Below are 16418 nucleotides of genomic sequence, written 5' to 3'. Positions count from 1 at the left end.
TTGTCGCATGAGCGAGACCGACACCGCCGACACGACAGCCGCGCCCGAGCGGGAGGTGCTCAGCTACTCCGACTTCGGCGACGCCACCCGCGTGCTCGCCGAAGACATCGTGGCCTCCGGCTTCCGCCCCGACTTCGTCATCGCGATCGCCCGCGGCGGGCTCATCCCGGGCGGCGCGCTCGCCTACGCCCTGGGCGTGAAGAGCTGCGGCAGCCTCAACGTGGAGTTCTACTCCGACATCGAGGAGACGCTGCCCGAGCCCATCATCCTCCCGCCGCTGCTCGACAACGAGCCGCTCATCGGCAAGAACGTGCTGCTCGTCGACGACGTCGCCGACTCGGGCCGCACGCTCGCCCTCGTGGTGGAGCTGCTCGAGAAGGTCGACATCACGGTGCGGTCGGCGACGCTCTACATCAAGCCGCGCTCGGTGATCGCCCCCGACTTCCACTGGAAGACCACCGACAAGTGGATCGTCTTCCCCTGGTCGGCGCAGCCTCCGGTGGGCTCCGCGTGAGCATCCACCTCGTCGGCGGCGGCTGGCCGATCGACGACGACGCCGTCGTCTACCGCCGCTTCTTCGCCGAGATCGCCGCCCACGCCGAGGCGGCGGGCAAGCTCGAGGGCGCGACCCTCCCCATCGTGCTGGTGCGCGACGGCGACGCCGCCGAGCGGTTCGCCGAGATCGTCGCCGCCTTCGAGCAGCTGGGCAAGATCCAGCCCGTCGCCGTGCTGGCCGCCGAGAACGCGCCGATCGAGCCCGGCGTCTTCGTCGACGCCGACGGCATCGTCGTGTGGGGTGGGCTCACGCCCGCCTACCGCACCTCGCTCGAGCCCTCCTTCGGTGAGCTCCGCCGCCTGGTCGCGGGCGGGGTGCCTTACCTCGGCTTCTCGGCCGGAGCGGCGATCGCCGCCGAGCGGGCGCTGGTGGGCGGCTGGAAGATCGACTCCGTCGAGATCGGCGCCGAGGAGGCCTCCGAAGACCTCGAGCAGCTCACGGTCGCGCCGGGCATCGGCCTCATCGACCTCGCGGTCGACGTGCACGCCGCCCAGTGGGGAACCGTCTCGCGGCTCATCGCGGCGACCGAGGCGGGCCTCGTCGACGGCGGTGTGGCGATCGACGAGCACACGGCGTTCATCATCGGTGAGGGCCCGCTGCGGGTGGCCGGCCGGGGGAGCGTCTGGAAGGTCACCCCCGACTCGGGCAGCGTGCGGGTGTCGACGGTCGGCGCCGACGCCGAGCCCGACCCCGAGGCCTGAGCGGGGAGACTCCGTGCCCGCACTCTCTCTCCCCGAACTCGCCGCCGCCGGGTCGATCGACCCCGGCTGGGCCGAGGCCCTCGAGCCCGTCGCGCCGCGCATCGCCGCGCTCGGCGACTTCCTCCGCGCCGAGAACGGGGCGGGGCGGGGCTATCTCCCCGCAGGCCCCGACGTGCTGAGGGCCTTCCGTGCGCCGCTGGCCGACGTGCGGGTGCTCATCGTCGGGCAAGACCCCTATCCGACCCCGGGGCATCCGATCGGATTGTCGTTCGCCGTCGAGCGCCACGTGCGGCCGCTGCCGCGGAGCCTGTCGAACATCTACCGGGAGCTGAACGACGACCTCGGCATCCCGCCCGCCGAGCACGGCGACCTCTCGTCCTGGAGCGAGAACGGCGTGATGCTGCTCAACCGCGTGCTCACCGTGCGACCCGGCACGCCGGCCTCGCACCGGGGCAAGGGCTGGGAGGAGGTGACCGAGCACGCTATCCGCGTGCTCGTCGCCAGGGAGACGCCGCTCGTGGCGATTCTGTGGGGGCGCGACGCCGCGGGGCTGGTGCCGATGCTCAGTGAGGTGCCTCACGTGTCGTCGGCGCATCCGAGCCCCCTGTCGGCGAGCCGGGGCTTCTTCGGGTCGAAGCCGTTCAGCCGCGCGAACGCCCTGCTCGCCGCCCAGGGAGCCGCGGAGGTCGACTGGCGCGTGCGGTAGCCGCCGACGGATGCGCGGGCTGGGTAGGCTTGCAGCATGTTGGAAGAGGAGTACCAGCCGCGCCGCGAGCTGCCGCGGCGGCTGCGCCCCGCCAGCACCGAGAAGCCGCCGCTCGAGGTGCCGTTCGAGTACTCCATCCGCGATGCCGTCGAGACCGATCTTCCCTACATCCGCGAGATCTACAATCACTACGTCGCCAACACGGTGGTGACCTTCGACGAAGACGCCATGACGCTCAAGGAGTGGCGGCACAAGTTCGCCTGGACCAGGAAGCTGAACTACCCCTTCCTCGTCGCCGTGTCGCCGACCGGTACCCTACTCGGCTTCGCCTACGTCTCGGCCTGGAAGCAGAAGGCGGCGTACCGCCGCACCGTGGAGAACTCGATCTACCTCGGCCCGGCCGCGACCGGCAAGGGGCTCGGGCGGGCGCTGCTCGGCGAGCTCATCGCGCGGGCGAAGCAGGCGGGCATCAAGGAGATGCTCGCGGTGATCGCCGACCAGGGTGCCGAGGCCTCCATCAAGCTGCACGAGAGCTTCGGGTTCAAGGAGGCCGGGCGGCTCGGCCGGGTGGGCTTCAAGTTCGGGCACTGGCTCGGCACGGTGCTGCTGCAGAAGTCGCTCAAGTAGGCGGCGCGACGGTCTTACAGCGCCGGCTCGATCGGCGGCGCTAGGCTCGAACGATGGTGCAGATCCACGAGCTGACCGCCCTCGAGCAGTACCGCCTGCTGCAGAACCGCGAGCTGTCGGTGCTCGAGGTCGTCGACCACTACCTCGACCGCATCGAGCGCCTCGACCCGTCGCTCGGGGCCTTCACCACCGTCACACCCGACGCCGCCCGGGAGCGGGCGCGCATGCTCGACGCCTCCGACGACCGCACCGCGCCGCTGTGGGGGCTGCCGCTCGCCGACAAAGACCTGTGGCGCCGTGCGGGCGTGCGCACCACCTTCGGCTCGCGGCTGTTCGCCGACTACGTGCCCGACGAGAGCGACGCGCTGCCGCTCCGTGTCGATGCGGCAGGCGCCGTGAGCCTCGGCAAGACCGCGACGCCGGAGTTCGGGCTGCCGAGCCACACCGAGACGCTCGTCGCCCCGCCCGCGCGCAACCCGTACGACACCACGCTTAGCCCCGGAGGGTCGAGCGGAGGCGCGGCGGTCGCCGTGGCTGCGGGGCTGCTGCCTTTCGCTCCCGGGTCCGACGGCGGCGGTTCGGTGCGCATCCCGGCCGCCGCCTGCGGGCTGGTGGGGCTGAAGCCGTCGCGCGGGCTGGTGCCCGCCGGCTCCGGGCTCGACGCCCTCGCCGGGCTGCCCGTGGCCGGGCCGCTCGCCCGCACGGTCACCGACGCGGCGTTCCTGCTCGACGGGCTCATCGAGCGCCGGGGCGACCGCATCGCCTTCACCCACACGCTGAGGCCGCCGGAGTACGACGACGGGCTCTTCCTCGGCGCCGCCATCCGCGGCGAGGGCCGGTTCCAGATCGGCGTCACCACCGACACCCCGTGGGCAGCCGACTACGACGTCGTCGTCGCCCCCGAGGCGCAGGCCGCCCTCGACCTCGCCCGCGACACCCTCGACGCGCTCGGCCACGGCGTCGAGGGCCTCGCGCTCGAGCCGGCTCCCGACTACGGTCGCGCGTTCCGCGTCATCTGGCAGGCCGGTGCCTCGCAGCTGCCGGCCGACGAGTCGAACGAGCACCTGCTCGAGCCCCTCACCCGGTGGCTCCTGCACCGCGGGCGAGCACTGCCTGCCTCCGAGCTCGCCTGGGCGCTGCGCACGCTGTCGCTGTACGAGCATTCGCTCCTCGCCCAGCTCGGGCGCTTCGACGCCGTGCTCACGCCCGCGCTCGCGCTGCCTCCGCGCCCCCTCGGCTGGTACGACCCCGACGACGGGGAGCACAACTTCGAGCAGCAGGTGCTGTTCACCCCGTTCACCTCCTTCGTGAACGTGAGCGGGCTGCCGGCCATCACCCTCCCCGTGCTGCAGACGGCGGAGGGCCTCCCGATGGGCGCCCAGCTCATCGGCCGACCCGGGGGAGAGGCGACCCTGCTCGCCCTTGCACGGCAACTTGAACGCCGCCTGCACGGCGACCGGATGCACCCGCCGCAGTGGTGAGGGGGGCGCTGGGGCTGCTCGATCCCGGCCCGCTCTATCCTGGCGCTATCGTGAGGGCATGACGCTGCTGAGACTGGGCGAGGCGAGCTGGACCGACGTGCGCGACCATGTCGACGCGGGCGGCACCCTCGCGTTCCTCCCTTTCGGCGCGCTCGAACAGCACGGGCCGCACCTCCCGCTCTCGACCGACACCCTTCAGTGCACGGCGATCGCCGAGCGGCTCGCCGAGCACTACTCGGCCCTGCTCCTGCCGCCGGTCTGCTACGGCAGCACCTGGGACAACGCGGCGTTTCCCGGAACGGTGTCGCTGAAGCCCTCCACCGTCGCCGCCCTCTGCACCGACATCGTCGAAGCCGTCTGGTCGTTCGGCGTCACCACCCTCGTCGTGGTGAACGGCGATTACGGCAATCGCGCGCCGGTGCACGCCGCAGCCGCTGCCCTTGGCGGGGCCGGCGACGTGCTGGTGCTCGACTACCCGGGGCTCGTGGAGGTGGGCGACGCGGTGAAGGAGTCGCCCTGGGCGGCTCCCGGTCTCTGCCACGCCGACGAGCTCGAGACCTCCATGGTGCTCGCGATCGAGCCGAGCCTGGTGAGGCCCGAGCGCTACGAGGCAGCCTATCCCCAGCTGCCGGCCGACTTCGGCACGCGGCCCATCCCCTTCGACACCCTCTCGCCGAGCGGCGTGTTCGGTGACCCGCGCGCCTCGACCGCGGAGAAGGGCGAGACCATCATCTCGTTCGTGGTCGCCCGTTCGATCGAGCAGATCGACTCCCACCGCGGCTGGGCGTCGGGAGACCGGAGGCACGACCCGTCGGTCTGATCAGTCGGCCGTGCCCTCGATGTGGAGCGTGGCGATGCCTCGCGCCCGGTCGTTCGCCCGGCGCGAGAGCGCGGGGGACAGGATCTCGATGATCACGACCTCGGTGGGGTACTGCACCGTGCCGCGCAGCACGTGGCCCGCCGTCGCCCGCGCCCGGTCGCCTTTCGCTCCCACGGAGGCGTGCAGGTGCACCTGCGGCCCGTCCGGGCCCGCGGTCACCGTGCCGGAGCCGAGGCCCTCGCAGTTGCGCACGATCGAGACCGACGTCATCGGCTCGTCCTCGTCGAGCGGAGGCTCCTCGGCGCCGATGAACGCGAGCTCGGTGAAGGCGCCGAGGAACACGGGGATGACGGCGCCTTCGATGGCGAACCGTGAGCAGGCCGCCGCGAGGGCCTCGAGCACGCTGTCGCCCGGTTCGAGCACGGCGATCACCGTGCGGCCGGTCTCAGCAGTCGCCGCGAACATGGGCATCCTTCCGGACGGGGGTGTGGGCCGCCGACCGATAGCGTAGTCGTCTGACGACACGCGGACAGGAGCGTCATGACTCGCATTCTCGACGGGATCACGCTGTGGGACGGCTCGGCGGAACGCGGGGCCGTGCGTCTCGGCTGGTCGGGTGACCGCATCGAGGAGGTGGTGCCCGCCGACGATCGCCACCAGGGCCTCGCCGTCATCCCCGGGCTCATCGACACGCACGTGCATCTTGACACGAGCGTTCTCGACGGCGCGGGCGCCGGCGATGCCTGGCCGCTCGTCACCCCCGACGCCGAGAAGGCGGTGCACGTCGTCGCCCACGCCCTCCGCTTCGCCTCGTTCGGTGTGACGACGATGCGCGATCTCGCCGCCTCGCCGGTGCAGATCTCGGTAGCCCGCGCGTTCGAGCAGGGCGTCGTCGACGGGCCCCGGCTCCTCGCCAGTGGCCCGGTCGGCATGACCGCCGGCCACGGCGACCTGTTCACACCTCCCCGGTTCCGCGAGCGACCGCCGGTCGCCGACTCGCCCGACGAATGCCGTCGCCTGGTGCGCCAGTGGGCCAGGGAAGGCGCGACCGGGATCAAGATCTACACCAGCGGTGGCATCCTCTCGATGGGCGATCGGGTCGGCTGGCGCAACCAGACGCGGGCGGAGATCGCCGCGACGGTCGACGAGGCCCACGCCCTGGGGATGCTGGTGGCGGCGCACGCGCACACCGCGGAGGGGATCGACATCGCGATGGAGGAGGGCGCCGACTCCCTCGAGCACGCCACCGGTGTCGTCTCCCGGCAGGTCGAGGCCCTCGTCGCCCGGCGCATCCCGGTCGCGCCGACACTGCTCATCAACGATCTCGTGGCGCAGGGCGCGCACAGTGTGGGGCCCGACGCTCGTGCGAAGGCCCGGGAGGCCATCGCGGGACGTGACCCCGCGTTCCGCGAGGCGGCGCAGGCCGGGGTGCGCTTCGTGCTCGGCACCGATGCCAACGGTCGCTTTGTGCAGCACGGCGGGCAGCTCGACGAGCTCAGGGCGATGAAGGCGGTCTTCGGCTGGTCGGACGAGCGCACGCTGGTCGCCGGCACCTCCGACGCCGCCGACGGTCTCGGGCTCGGCAACCGCCTCGGTCGCCTCGACGAGGGCTTCGCAGCCGACTTCGTCGTGGTGCGCGGGCGACCCTGGCTCGATCTCGCCGAGCTGACCCCGGAACGCATCGTCGCCGTGGTGAGCCGGGGGAAGGTGCTCTCCGGTCGCCTACCCGACTGAGAGCCGCCCGCCCCGGTGGCGCTCAGCGAGCGCACGGGGGCGTTCCCGGTCAGCTCCAGAAGTCGAGGTGCGCTTCGGCTGCCTCGTCTTCCAGGTGGGGGCCCGAGACGGCGATGGTGCGTTGGCCGCGGGCGAACACCTCGCGGCAGGGGAGGGAGAAGGTCGGGTTCTCGGGGTGGTCGCCGGTGAGTTCGAGCAGACGCTGCTCCGACAGGGCGTACACCACCCGATCGATCCCGGTCCAGTAGACGGCCCCCGAGCACATCGCGCAGGGTTCTGCGCTCGTGTACAGGGTGCTGCCGACCATGCCGTCCGTCCCCACGCTGCGGAAGGCGGCCGCCACCGCGCGCAGCTCCGCGTGCTGGGTGGGGTCGCCCTCCGGCGGAAGGGAGTTGTTGCCGTAGGAGGCCACGATGGCGCCCGTCGCATCGACGACGACGGCGCCGAACGGATGCCTGCCGTCGGCTCGTGACTGCTCCGCCACCCGGATGCTCTCCCGCAGGAAGTGCGCGTCGGTGCTCCCGAGCTCTGTCGTGGTCTGATCGCTCATCGTGTCCTCTCACCTGTGCACAAGCCGTGCGGAAACTGTCTCCACGATGCCATGGAACACCGCGAATGCGACGGAGTGTTACGGCGCGGTTACCGTCCTGAGACAACTTGCGCTCAACTTGTTCACAAGTAGACGGCTCGGGTTAGCCTGCTGTCGCGCCGCGGTCGCGTGCGCTCATCCCCTGTGAAAGGTCGCCATGCCCGCGCACGTGCCCACCGAGCCCCGAGTCGACGAACAGGACATCCGGCTGCTCCCGAAGGCCGAGGTGCACGTGCACCTCGAGGGCACCTTCGCACTCGTCGACCTGCTCACGCTGGCGAAGGAGAACGGCGCCACCCTGCCCGGGCCGCCCGCCACGATCTTCGACGTGAGCACCCACGACTCCTTCGCGATGCCCGCCGTCACCACCGGCGGCACCGGTCGCGGGGTGGGCGGCGCCGGACTCACCGGTTTCCTGCGCTTCCTCGACTGGCAGTGCGGCCTCGTGCGCACGCCGCAGCAGGCGGCCCGCATCGCCTACTCCTTCGCCGCCCGGCAGACCGCCTCCGGAATCCGCTACTCCGACGTGATCGTGAACCCCACCCACTGGAGCGCCTGGCGGGGCCGCGAGGTCGCGCTCATGGAGGCGCTCTCCGCGGGCTTCGCGGAGGCCGAGCAAGACGGCCTGTGCGCCACCGGCATCGCCTACTCGCTGCTGCGCACCCAGACGGCGGCCGAGGCCGAGCAGGCCGTCTCCGCACTCCTCGACCGGCGGCCCGCCCGGGTGGTGGCGCTGAGCGTCGACGGCGACGAGAAGGCGAGCGGCCGCACCGGCGAGAAGTTCCGCGGGGCGTTCCGGCTCGCCGAGGCCGGGGGACTGCACCGCACCGTGCACGCGGGCGAGTCGAGCGGGCCGGAAGGGGTGTGGGATGCGCTCGACCACCTGCACGCCGAACGGATCGACCACGGGGTGCGCTCCATCGAGGACGAGGTGCTCGTGCGCCGCCTGGCCGACGAGGGCATCCCGCTCGACGTGTGCCCCCGGTCGAACATCACGCTCGGTGTCTACCCCGACTGGGCCTCGCATCCGCTGCCCCGCCTCGTCGACGCCGGTGTGCGGGTGACGATCAACACCGACGACCCCGCGCCCCTCGGCTGCACCCTCGACGAGGACTGGGCCGTCACCGCGTCGGTGTTCGGCTACGGCCTCGGCGAGCTCGCGGGCTTCGCCGCCGAGTCGATCCGGGCGTCGTTCGCCGACGACGACCTCAAGCGCGACCTCCTCGCCGAGCTCGCCCGCTCGGCCGAACCGGAGACGGTGCGGTGATCGATCTCACCCTCCCTCGCGCGGGGCTGCTCGCCCTCGGCGGCGTCGCGGCCGTGGCGATGCTCGTCTCGGCCCTGTTCGGGGCTGCGGACAGCGCGGGCTCGGCTCCCGTCACCGCGCACCCCTCGGTGCCCGCACCCGCACCCGACGGCGACACCATCGCGCTCGCGCCGATCGTCGCGGCCTGGCCCGACGGGTACGAGGTGACCGGCACGAAGTCGGAGCCGCTCTACGTCGAGCACATCACCTCGCTACGGAACGGTGACCGGTTCACGCTCACCATCGACGTGGAGTCCCAGGGCCAGAGCGCGCTCGGCGTGCAGCACGGTTCGGTCCAGCTCGAAGCCGACGGGCGCATCCGCTGGGTCGACGGATGCACGAAGACCGCAGCGGAGTGCGCCGACGACCCGGGCCTCCGCGGCTTCCTGGCCCAGGCCGCCCTCCTCGGCGCCCTGCAGCGCGGCGTGCTCGGCCCCGATGCCGTCGGCACGGCACGCACCCTGCACGGTCACGCCGTGGTGTGCGTCACCGACCGGATGCTCTACCCCGACTCACCTCCCGTCGTCGAGGGGCTCGATCCGTGCTTCTCGATCGCGACCGGCGCCCTGCTCGGGCACTGGTCGACCCCCAGCTCGGCCTTCGTCGGCCCGACCCTCGCGGACGGGCTCGTCGATCGGCCGGACTGACCACCGCATCACCCCGGATCACACCCGAACACCTCCCTGCCCCACCTCCCGAAAGGAACACCATGAGAAGAAGCGGAGCACTCCTCACCGGAGCCGTTCTCACCACAGTCGCCGCCCTCGGCCTCGCCGGGTGCAGCTCGAGCAGCGCCGGCACCTCGACCGGAACCGCCACCTCGGCCGCCGAGGTCATCAAGGTGGGCGCACTCACCCCCGGCAACACGAACGACGGTGCCTTCAACCAGGCACTCGCCGACGCGCTGCAGAAGCTCGAAGACGAAGGGCTCATCGACTACGAGCTGCGCGACCAGATGTCCGACCCCGCCGAGAGCGAGCCGGTGATCGCCGACTTCGCCAGCCAGGGCTACGACCTCATCATCGGGCACGGCATCGAGCTGGGCGACGCGGTCTTCTCGGTGGCCGAGCAGTTCCCCGACGTGAAGTTCACCGCCTCGGGCGGGCCCGACATCCTGGAGAAGTACACCGACAACGTCGAGACCTGGACCTACGACACCCCCCAGGTCGGCTACCTCTCCGGCTACATCGCCGGTCTCACCGGCGCGACGCCGATCGGGCGCGTGGAGAGCCTCGAGCTCGACTTCGTCAAGGCCACCGACGCCTTCTTCCAGCAGGGCGTGACGGCGGCCAACCCCTCGGCCACCCTGCTCCCGGTGGTCTACGCGGGCAGCTTCGACGACGCGCAGGCGGCAGCCGCGGCCACCACGGGCCTCGTGGGCCAGGGCGCCCAGCTCGTCTACACCACGGGCGACGGCATCGCGACGGGCGTGGGCTCGGCGGCGGCCGACGCCGGCGTGCTGAGCGTCGGGGTCTCCTCGGCGGCGGGTGAAGCGGCGCTGGCCACCAACGTCTCGACGGTCGACCTCGACATGTACCCGATCGTGAAGGCCTGGGTCGAGGAGGTCGCCGCGGGCGACTTCGGCGGCAAGGGCGTGACCTCCACCGTGCAGAACGGCGGCATCGTCTACCAGCCCGTCAACACGGTCGACGGGAAGGTCTCCGACGACGTCGCGACCAAGCTCGACGAGCTCATCGCGGGCATCGGCGACGGATCCGTCACGATCGGCTGATGGTCGTCTCTCCCGAGGAGGTGGACCGCGTCGTCGAGGCGCGGTCCATCTCCAAGAGCTTCGGCCCGGTGGCGGCGCTCCGCGACGTCTCGATCGTCGTGCGGCCGGGTGCCGTGCATGCCCTCGTGGGCGAGAACGGCGCCGGCAAGTCGACGCTCGCCAAGGTGCTCGCCGGCATCGAACGGACCACCTCCGGCACCATGACGCTCGGGGGCCAGGCCTTCGCGCCGCGCGACCGGAGCGAGGCGAAGCGCCGCGGGATCAACATGGTGCCGCAGCAGCTCAGCCTCGTCGGCGAGCTGAGCCTGGTCGAGAACTACCTCCTGGTCGGGCCGCGGCGTCTCGCCGATCGCCGGTCGGCCAAGGCGCTGCTCCGCGAGACGCTCGACCGCGCCCGGGTGGAGGTCGACCTCGACACGCCCGCCTCGTCGCTCACCCAGGCCCACCGCCAGCTCGGCGAGATCGTCGTGGCGCTGGCCGAGGGCGCCCACACCCTCATCCTCGACGAACCCACGGCGAGCCTCGGCCCGCTCGAGGTGGGCGGACTGTTCGAGCACCTGCGGTCGCTCTGCGATCTCGGCACGGCCGTGCTGCTCATCACCCACCGCCTCGACGAGGTGCGTCAGGTCGCCGACGACCTGACCGTGCTCTCGCACGGCGAGGCCGTGCACCACGGCTCGGCGGCCGGGCTCGACTCGGCCGGGATCGCCCGGTTGATGGTCGGCGAGCTGCCGCCGCCTTCGGCCCGCGTGACGCGCACCCCCGGAGACGTCGTGCTGTCGGCGCGCGGACTCGTCGTCGGGTCGACCCGTGACGCCCGCCTCGACGGCGTCGACCTCGAGGTGCGGGCCGGCGAGATCGTCGGCATCGCGGGGGTGGCGGGCAGCGGGCAGAACCTCCTGCTCGACGTGCTCGGCGGCTTCGTGACGCCGGAACTCGGCACGGTGACCCTCGACGGATGCGCACCGGGCGCATCCGCGGTGCAGCTGCTGAACGCCGGGCTGGCCTGGATTCCCGAGGAGCGCGCCGAGGCGCTAGTGCCCGGGCTCTCGCTGCGCGAGAACCTCGACCTGTACTCCTCGGCCCGCGGCACCGTCGCGACCGAGCGCACCCGCACCGAGCGCACCCGCACCGAGGTCGAGGCGGCGCTCGGAGCGTTCGACGTGCGTCCCGCCCGCCCCGACCTCCCGGCAGCCGGCCTCTCCGGCGGCAACCAGCAGAAGCTGCTCGCCGCCCGCGAGCTCGGAGCACCCACCGCGCCCCGCGCCGTGCTGGCTTACGGCCCCACGCAGGGCCTCGACCTGAGGGCGGCGCAGGCCATCCGGGGGCGGCTGGTCGACCTGGCCGCCGCGGGCGCCGCCGTGGTGGTCGCCTCGCACGACCTCGAGGAGGTGCTCGGGGTGGCCGATCGCGTCGTCGTGATGTTCGGCGGGCGGGTGGTCGCCGACCTCAGCGCCGCCGAGGCCACCACCGATCGCATCGGCCGCGCCATGGCCGGCCTCACGGGCGACACCCCCGGCGCCGAGAAGGAGCTCCCATGACCGACAAGACCGACCTCTACCCGACCGCGGCCGAACTCGGCAGGCTCCGTGCCGTCGCGTCCGGTGCGGAGCGACCCGACCTCGTCATCCGCGGCGGCCTGGTGCAGTCCCCGGGAACGGAGGAGTGGCTGGAGCGCGACGTCCTCGTGGCGGGGCGGCACATCGCCGCACTCACGCCGTGGGGGCACGTGCCCGCCGCGGGCGAGGAGATCGACGCATCCGGATGCCACGTGGTGCCCACCTTCATCGACGCCCATCTGCACATCGAGTACACGAACCTCACGCCGGGCGAGCTCGGCCGGCTGAGCGTGGCCCGGGGCACCGGAACGGTGCTGACCGACCCGAACGGCGCCGCGAACGTGTGGGGCACCAGGGGCATGGATGCGCTGCTGCACACCTCGACGCCGCTGCACATCTTCCAGCAGGTGTCGCCGAAGACCCCCGGCTCGCCGCAGCTCGAGCGAGGTGGCGCCGTCATCCCCGAGGCCGAGGTGCGCGGCCGCCTCTGGGACCAGGTGACGACGAACCTCGGTGAGGGCAACCCGTTCGACTACGGCGAGGAGTCGACCGGGAGGTTCCGGGAGGCGCTGGTCGCCGGCCGACGCATCACGGGCCACACCGCCGCCCAGACCGAGGAGTCGCTCTGGGGCTACCTCGCCGCGGGGGTGGGTGACGACCACAACTCCTCGACCATCGACGAGGTGCTCGAACGGGTGCGCCTGGGCGCGATGATCACCGTGATGGGGGCCTCCCTCACCGACAACACCGTGCCGATCTTCTCCGACCTCGACCGCGTCGCCCCCGCCCTCCGCAGCCTCTGCTTCTGCGCCGACGACAAGCACGTGCTCGACCTGCACACCGAGGGGCACATCGACCACCACGTGCGGCAGGCCATCCGCTTCGGCGTCGACCCGCAGCTGGCCTACCGCATGGCCACGACCCAGCCGGCCGCGTACTACCGGCTCGACCAGGTGCTCGGGGTGCTCGCCCCGTCGCGCCTCGCCGACCTGCAGCTCATCCCCGACCTCGCCGAGGTCAGGCCGTCGGTCGTCGTGGTGGAGGGCCGGGTCGTGGCTCGCGACGGCGTGGCCCTGTTCGCCAACACGGATGTGCTCCCCGGCTGGATGACCGACACGGTGCGGCTTCCCGACACCCTCGATCCGCAGATGTTCGCGCTGCCCGCTTCCGGCGACACGGCGCGGGTGCGAGCGATGGAGATGTACAAGGGCTACTTCAAGCGCGCCTTCGAGGCCGAGCTCGAGGTGGTCGACGGTCTCGTGCAGACCGACACCGCGAACGACGTGCTGAAGATCGCGGTCGTCGACCGCCATCACGGGGAGGCCCTCACCGGACTCGGCTTCGTCAAGGGCTTCGGTCTCACCCGGGGCGCCATCGCCATCACCATGAACTGCCCGAACATGAACATCGCCGTCGTGGGCGTCGACGACGCGGCGATGCTGCACGCGGTGGAGGAGCTGCGAGCGATGCAGGGCGGCTTCGTCACCGTCGCCGACGGCGAGGTCGTCGGGCGGGTGCCGCTGCCGGTCGGCGGCATGATGAGCGCCGCGCCCTTCGAGGAGACGGCGGAAGCGCTGCGGGCGGGGCACGAGGCGACGCACGCCCTCGGCTGCACCATCCCCTCGCCCTACATCATCCTCTCGTTCGTCGGCCTGTACGTGGTGCCCGATCTCGGCATCACCGAACTCGGGCTGATCGAGACCACCTCGCAGTCGTTCGTCGACGTGCTGCTGCCCGGCCGCGTCGACCGCTGCGCGCACGAGGAGGAGGCGTCGTGAGAACGCTCGACCGACGGCGCTGGCTGCTCACCGCCTCCGTGGTGGCCGCGGTGCTGCTGGTGGCCGGTGCGCTCATCCTCGTGGCCGGCGCCGACCCGCTGGTCGGCCTGCGGGGTCTCGCCGAGGGGGTGTCGAGCTCCCCGTACCGGGTGGGGGAGGTGCTCGTCGGTGCCGTGCCGATCGGCATCGTCGCCCTCACCCTCATCCCGGCCCTGCGGGCGGGGGTGTTCTCGGTGGGCGCGGAAGGCCAGATCGTCGTCGGGGCGATCGCGGCGACGGGCGCCGTCTTCGCCGTCGACCGCCTCTTCGGCGGCGCCGCCCCGAGCCTCGTGCTCTGGCCCGTCGGGCTTCTCGCCGGGGCCGCCGGGGGAGCGGCGACGGCTCTGCTGCCCGCCTTCCTCGCGGTGCGCTGGCGGGTGAACGAGATCCTCAGCACCCTGCTGCTCAACTACCTCGCCGCGGGGTTCCTCGGCTGGACGTTGCGCACCTGGCTCGCCACACCCGAGGAGACCGCGACGCCGCAGAGCGCGAAGCTCCCCGAAGCGGCGTCGCTCCCTGCGCTCATCCCCGGCACGCGGGCCCACTGGGGCATCCTCCTCGTCGTCGTGATCGCCGTCGTGCTCGTGCTCTGGAACCGCTCCGCCGCGAGCACGCGCCTCACCGTGTTCGCGAGCCGGCCGAAGCTCGCCCTCCGTCTCGGCGCCACCCGCGCCCGCACCGTCTACTCGACCATGGCGATCTCGGGCATCGGAGCCGGGGCCGTGGGCTGGATCCAGGTCGCGGGCGTGAACGACCGGCTCCTCAGCTCGGTCTCGGGAGGGGTCGGGTTCTCGGGCATCGCCGTCGCGCTGCTCGGCGGGCTGGCGCCTGTCGGCATCGTCGTCGCCGCGCTGTTCTTCTCGGCGCTCACCGCCGGTGCGGTGGGCATGCAGTCGGCCACCGGAACGGTGCCCGCCTCCATCGCCGAGGTGATCAAGGGCGTGCTGCTCGTCGGCGTCGCCTGCATCGCCGCGTACCAGCGCAAGCCGGCCGCGGTCGTGCAGCCTGCGGGCGGGCGAGAGGCCGCCGACGAGCCGGCCGTGCCGGCCGCAGAGCCACCGGATGCGGCAGGGGCCCGCGAGGCCACCGTCGGAACCCTGGTGGAAGCCGAGCACGAGGGAGGCCGCCCGTGACCGTCGAACTCTGGGTCGCCATCCTGGCCGGCACCCTGGCGCTCGCCGCTCCGCTCGTCTTCGCCGGCATCGGCGAGGGATTCGTGGAGCGGGCCGGCCGCATCAACCTCGGCATCGAGGGGATGATGATCATGGGCGCCCTCGCCGGCGTGTGGGGCGCGAGCCTCGGCGGACCGCTCCTCGGGCTCGTCGCCGGTGTCGCGGTGGGCCTTCTGATGGCGGTAGCGATGAACCTCGTGATCTACCGCCTGCACGCCAACGAGATCGTCGTGGGCCTCGGCGTGACGATGCTCGGCCTCGGGCTCAGCACCTACCTGTTCCAGCTCTGGGTGCCGAGCGGCCAGACGAACGTCACCGTGGCCACCGTTCCCCGCACGGGTCTCGGGCCGCTGGCCGACATCCCGGTGATCGGGCCCGTGCTCTTCGCCCAGAGCCCGCTCGTCTACCTCGCCGCGCTGCTGCTCGTCGTCGCGTGGGCCGTGATGCGGTTCACCCGCTTCGGTCTCGCGGTGCGGGCGGTCGGCACCGACCCGGCGTCGGCCGCCCTCCGCGGGGTGCGGGTGGAGCGCACCGGCGCGTCGGCACTCCTCATCGGGGGAGCGCTCGCCGGTCTCGGCGGTGCCGTCATCACGATCGGCACCATCGGGTCGTTCACCCCCGACATCACCGCGGGCCGCGGCTACATCGCCCTGGCCATCGTGATCATGGGGCGCAGCCGCCCGGTCGGCATCGCGCTCGGCGCCCTGCTGTTCGCCTTCCTGCAGAGCTTCGCCCTGCTGTCGCAGTCGACGGCGCTGACGCTCCCGAGCGAGGTGTACCAGTCGATACCGTATCTGGTGACCCTCGTGGTGCTCGTCATCACGTCACGCCGGCAGCTGCGGAGGCTGTACCGCAGCACGAAGGTGAGCCCATCATGACCGACGAAGACCAGCGCGTGCTCGCCGGGGTGCTGCGTTTCGTGCGCGATGCCGCGGCATCCGGCTCCACCCTGCCGGGGGAGGTCGAGCTCGCCGAGCGGGTCGGGTGCACCCGACGGCAGGTGCGCGACGTGCTCGCCTCGCTCGAGCAGCAGGGCGTGGTGCTGCGGCGCCAGGGCGCGGCGACCGAGGTCGACCCCGTGGCCACCCGCATGAGCGTGCGCTTCGAAGACCAGCTGGAGTACAGCGTGCTGCTGCGCCAGCTCGGCTACGTCAGCAGTGTCGACGTGCTCGAGATCTCCGACGTCCCGATGCCGCAGGAGAGCGCCGGGCTGCTCATGGTGGAGCCCGGCCGGCCCTCCGCCCGCATCGTGAAGCGCTGGCGCGCCGACGGCGCCGTGGCGATGCTGGCGTTCAGCATCATGCCGCTGCCGTTCCCGCGCGACGAGGTCGACCTGGGCGACTCGATCTACACGGCGGCCACCCGGGTGTGGGGCGAGGCCGTCGCCTGGGAGGTCGCGACCCCCTCGGCCGAGGTGCTCGGCGAGCAGGATGCTGCGCTGTTCGAGCAGCCCGTGGGCACGCCGGTGCTCACGCTCGACATCGTGGGCATCGGGCTGAGCGGCCGTCGGCTGTTCCACGCTCGTGAGCTGCACGACCCCAAGACCGTCTCGTACTCGATGATGCGCACCGTGCGGCCGCCGCAGGTGTTCTCGACCGCGCGCTACCAGTTCTGACCC

At 72.3% G+C, this 16418-nt stretch carries 17 protein-coding genes; 15 read left to right on the top strand and 2 right to left on the bottom strand.

The annotated features are described in order from the left end of the window. Positions 1–7: 7 nt before the first annotated feature. The 6 genes from HL652_RS09295 to HL652_RS09270 are packed head-to-tail and all read left to right on the top strand — an operon-like array spanning position 8 to position 4891. Entirely contained in the window at positions 8–514 is a 507-nt protein-coding gene (locus HL652_RS09295; protein ID WP_171705072.1) for a phosphoribosyltransferase, read from the top strand. Continuing rightward, positions 511–1257, top strand: a complete 747-nt coding sequence (locus HL652_RS09290; RefSeq protein ID WP_216604052.1) for a type 1 glutamine amidotransferase family protein — start codon at positions 511–513, stop codon at positions 1255–1257. Before HL652_RS09295 ends, HL652_RS09290 begins: the two co-directional genes overlap by 4 nt. Before the next feature lie 13 nt (positions 1258–1270). Continuing rightward, positions 1271–1963 carry a uracil-DNA glycosylase gene (locus HL652_RS09285; protein ID WP_171705071.1) on the top strand — a complete coding sequence of 231 codons (693 nt, stop codon included), beginning with the start codon at positions 1271–1273 and terminating at the stop codon, positions 1961–1963. 36 nt (positions 1964–1999) lie between these two features. Next, on the top strand, positions 2000–2590 hold the full coding sequence (locus tag HL652_RS09280) for a GNAT family N-acetyltransferase (RefSeq protein WP_171705070.1): 591 nt from the start codon (positions 2000–2002) through the stop codon (positions 2588–2590). Positions 2591–2643: 53 nt separating this feature from the next. Then, the gene (locus tag HL652_RS09275) at positions 2644–4071 is read left to right on the top strand and encodes an amidase (RefSeq protein WP_171705069.1); all 1428 of its coding nucleotides are present in this window, start codon (positions 2644–2646) and stop codon (positions 4069–4071) included. Between the two features lie 58 nt (positions 4072–4129). Further along, positions 4130–4891, top strand: coding sequence for a creatininase family protein (locus tag HL652_RS09270; RefSeq protein ID WP_171705068.1), 762 nt, complete (start codon positions 4130–4132; stop codon positions 4889–4891). Here the strand turns inward: HL652_RS09270 and HL652_RS09265 are convergent, their stop codons facing one another. Next, entirely contained in the window at positions 4892–5356 is a 465-nt protein-coding gene (locus HL652_RS09265; RefSeq protein ID WP_171705067.1) for a PPC domain-containing DNA-binding protein, read from the bottom strand. It abuts the gene before it with no gap. Between the two features lie 75 nt (positions 5357–5431). On the opposite strand from HL652_RS09265, the gene HL652_RS09260 reads away from it, so the two are divergent. Then, positions 5432–6625 carry an amidohydrolase family protein gene (locus tag HL652_RS09260; protein WP_171705066.1) on the top strand — a complete coding sequence of 398 codons (1194 nt, stop codon included), beginning with the start codon at positions 5432–5434 and terminating at the stop codon, positions 6623–6625. Between the two features lie 49 nt (positions 6626–6674). Here the strand turns inward: HL652_RS09260 and HL652_RS09255 are convergent, their stop codons facing one another. After that, complete coding sequence (locus HL652_RS09255) at positions 6675–7175, bottom strand: nucleoside deaminase (protein ID WP_171705065.1); 501 nt, start codon at positions 7173–7175, stop codon at positions 6675–6677. Positions 7176–7371: 196 nt separating this feature from the next. Between HL652_RS09255 and add the strand changes: the two genes are divergently transcribed. From add to HL652_RS09215, 8 genes are all read left to right on the top strand, one after another. Further along, the gene (add, locus tag HL652_RS09250) at positions 7372–8481 is read left to right on the top strand and encodes an adenosine deaminase (RefSeq protein ID WP_171705064.1); all 1110 of its coding nucleotides are present in this window, start codon (positions 7372–7374) and stop codon (positions 8479–8481) included. After that, on the top strand, positions 8478–9167 hold the full coding sequence (locus HL652_RS09245) for a hypothetical protein (RefSeq protein ID WP_171705063.1): 690 nt from the start codon (positions 8478–8480) through the stop codon (positions 9165–9167). The genes add and HL652_RS09245 overlap by 4 nt, the downstream gene beginning before the upstream one ends. Positions 9168–9229: 62 nt before the next feature. Next, entirely contained in the window at positions 9230–10252 is a 1023-nt protein-coding gene (locus tag HL652_RS09240; protein ID WP_171705062.1) for a BMP family lipoprotein, read from the top strand. After that, entirely contained in the window at positions 10252–11793 is a 1542-nt protein-coding gene (locus tag HL652_RS09235) for an ABC transporter ATP-binding protein (protein ID WP_171705061.1), read from the top strand. The genes HL652_RS09240 and HL652_RS09235 overlap by 1 nt, the downstream gene beginning before the upstream one ends. Further along, positions 11790–13589, top strand: a complete 1800-nt coding sequence (locus HL652_RS09230; RefSeq protein WP_171705060.1) for an adenine deaminase C-terminal domain-containing protein — start codon at positions 11790–11792, stop codon at positions 13587–13589. Before HL652_RS09235 ends, HL652_RS09230 begins: the two co-directional genes overlap by 4 nt. Beyond that, positions 13586–14761: an ABC transporter permease gene (locus tag HL652_RS09225; protein ID WP_171705059.1), complete on the top strand. Its 1176-nt coding sequence runs from the start codon at positions 13586–13588 to the stop codon at positions 14759–14761. The genes HL652_RS09230 and HL652_RS09225 overlap by 4 nt, the downstream gene beginning before the upstream one ends. After that, positions 14758–15678, top strand: coding sequence for an ABC transporter permease (locus tag HL652_RS09220; protein ID WP_171705058.1), 921 nt, complete (start codon positions 14758–14760; stop codon positions 15676–15678). The genes HL652_RS09225 and HL652_RS09220 overlap by 4 nt, the downstream gene beginning before the upstream one ends. Next, complete coding sequence (locus HL652_RS09215) at positions 15675–16415, top strand: GntR family transcriptional regulator (protein WP_171705057.1); 741 nt, start codon at positions 15675–15677, stop codon at positions 16413–16415. Before HL652_RS09220 ends, HL652_RS09215 begins: the two co-directional genes overlap by 4 nt. Positions 16416–16418 lie beyond the last annotated feature (3 nt).

Source organism: Herbiconiux sp. SALV-R1, assembly GCF_013113715.1.
Classification (GTDB): Bacteria; Actinomycetota; Actinomycetes; order Actinomycetales; family Microbacteriaceae; genus Herbiconiux.
Note: the sequence above shows the minus strand (reverse complement) of the source record. Positions and strands in the feature narration are given on the sequence as shown.

Excerpts from the sequence above, each read along its gene's own strand:
- HL652_RS09295 (WP_171705072.1), top strand. The coding sequence starts at position 8 with ATGAGCGAGACCGACACCGCCGACACGACAGCCGCGCCCGAGCGGGAG.
- HL652_RS09275 (WP_171705069.1), top strand. The coding sequence starts at position 2,644 with ATGGTGCAGATCCACGAGCTGACCGCCCTCGAGCAGTACCGCCTGCTG.
- HL652_RS09255 (WP_171705065.1), bottom strand. The coding sequence starts at position 7,175 with ATGAGCGATCAGACCACGACAGAGCTCGGGAGCACCGACGCGCACTTC.
- HL652_RS09240 (WP_171705062.1), top strand. The coding sequence starts at position 9,230 with ATGAGAAGAAGCGGAGCACTCCTCACCGGAGCCGTTCTCACCACAGTC.
- HL652_RS09270 (WP_171705068.1), top strand. The coding sequence starts at position 4,130 with ATGACGCTGCTGAGACTGGGCGAGGCGAGCTGGACCGACGTGCGCGAC.
- HL652_RS09215 (WP_171705057.1), top strand. The coding sequence starts at position 15,675 with ATGACCGACGAAGACCAGCGCGTGCTCGCCGGGGTGCTGCGTTTCGTG.
- HL652_RS09230 (WP_171705060.1), top strand. The coding sequence starts at position 11,790 with ATGACCGACAAGACCGACCTCTACCCGACCGCGGCCGAACTCGGCAGG.
- HL652_RS09265 (WP_171705067.1), bottom strand. The coding sequence starts at position 5,356 with ATGTTCGCGGCGACTGCTGAGACCGGCCGCACGGTGATCGCCGTGCTC.
- HL652_RS09235 (WP_171705061.1), top strand. The coding sequence starts at position 10,252 with ATGGTCGTCTCTCCCGAGGAGGTGGACCGCGTCGTCGAGGCGCGGTCC.
- add (WP_171705064.1), top strand. The coding sequence starts at position 7,372 with ATGCCCGCGCACGTGCCCACCGAGCCCCGAGTCGACGAACAGGACATC.
- HL652_RS09280 (WP_171705070.1), top strand. The coding sequence starts at position 2,000 with ATGTTGGAAGAGGAGTACCAGCCGCGCCGCGAGCTGCCGCGGCGGCTG.
- HL652_RS09260 (WP_171705066.1), top strand. The coding sequence starts at position 5,432 with ATGACTCGCATTCTCGACGGGATCACGCTGTGGGACGGCTCGGCGGAA.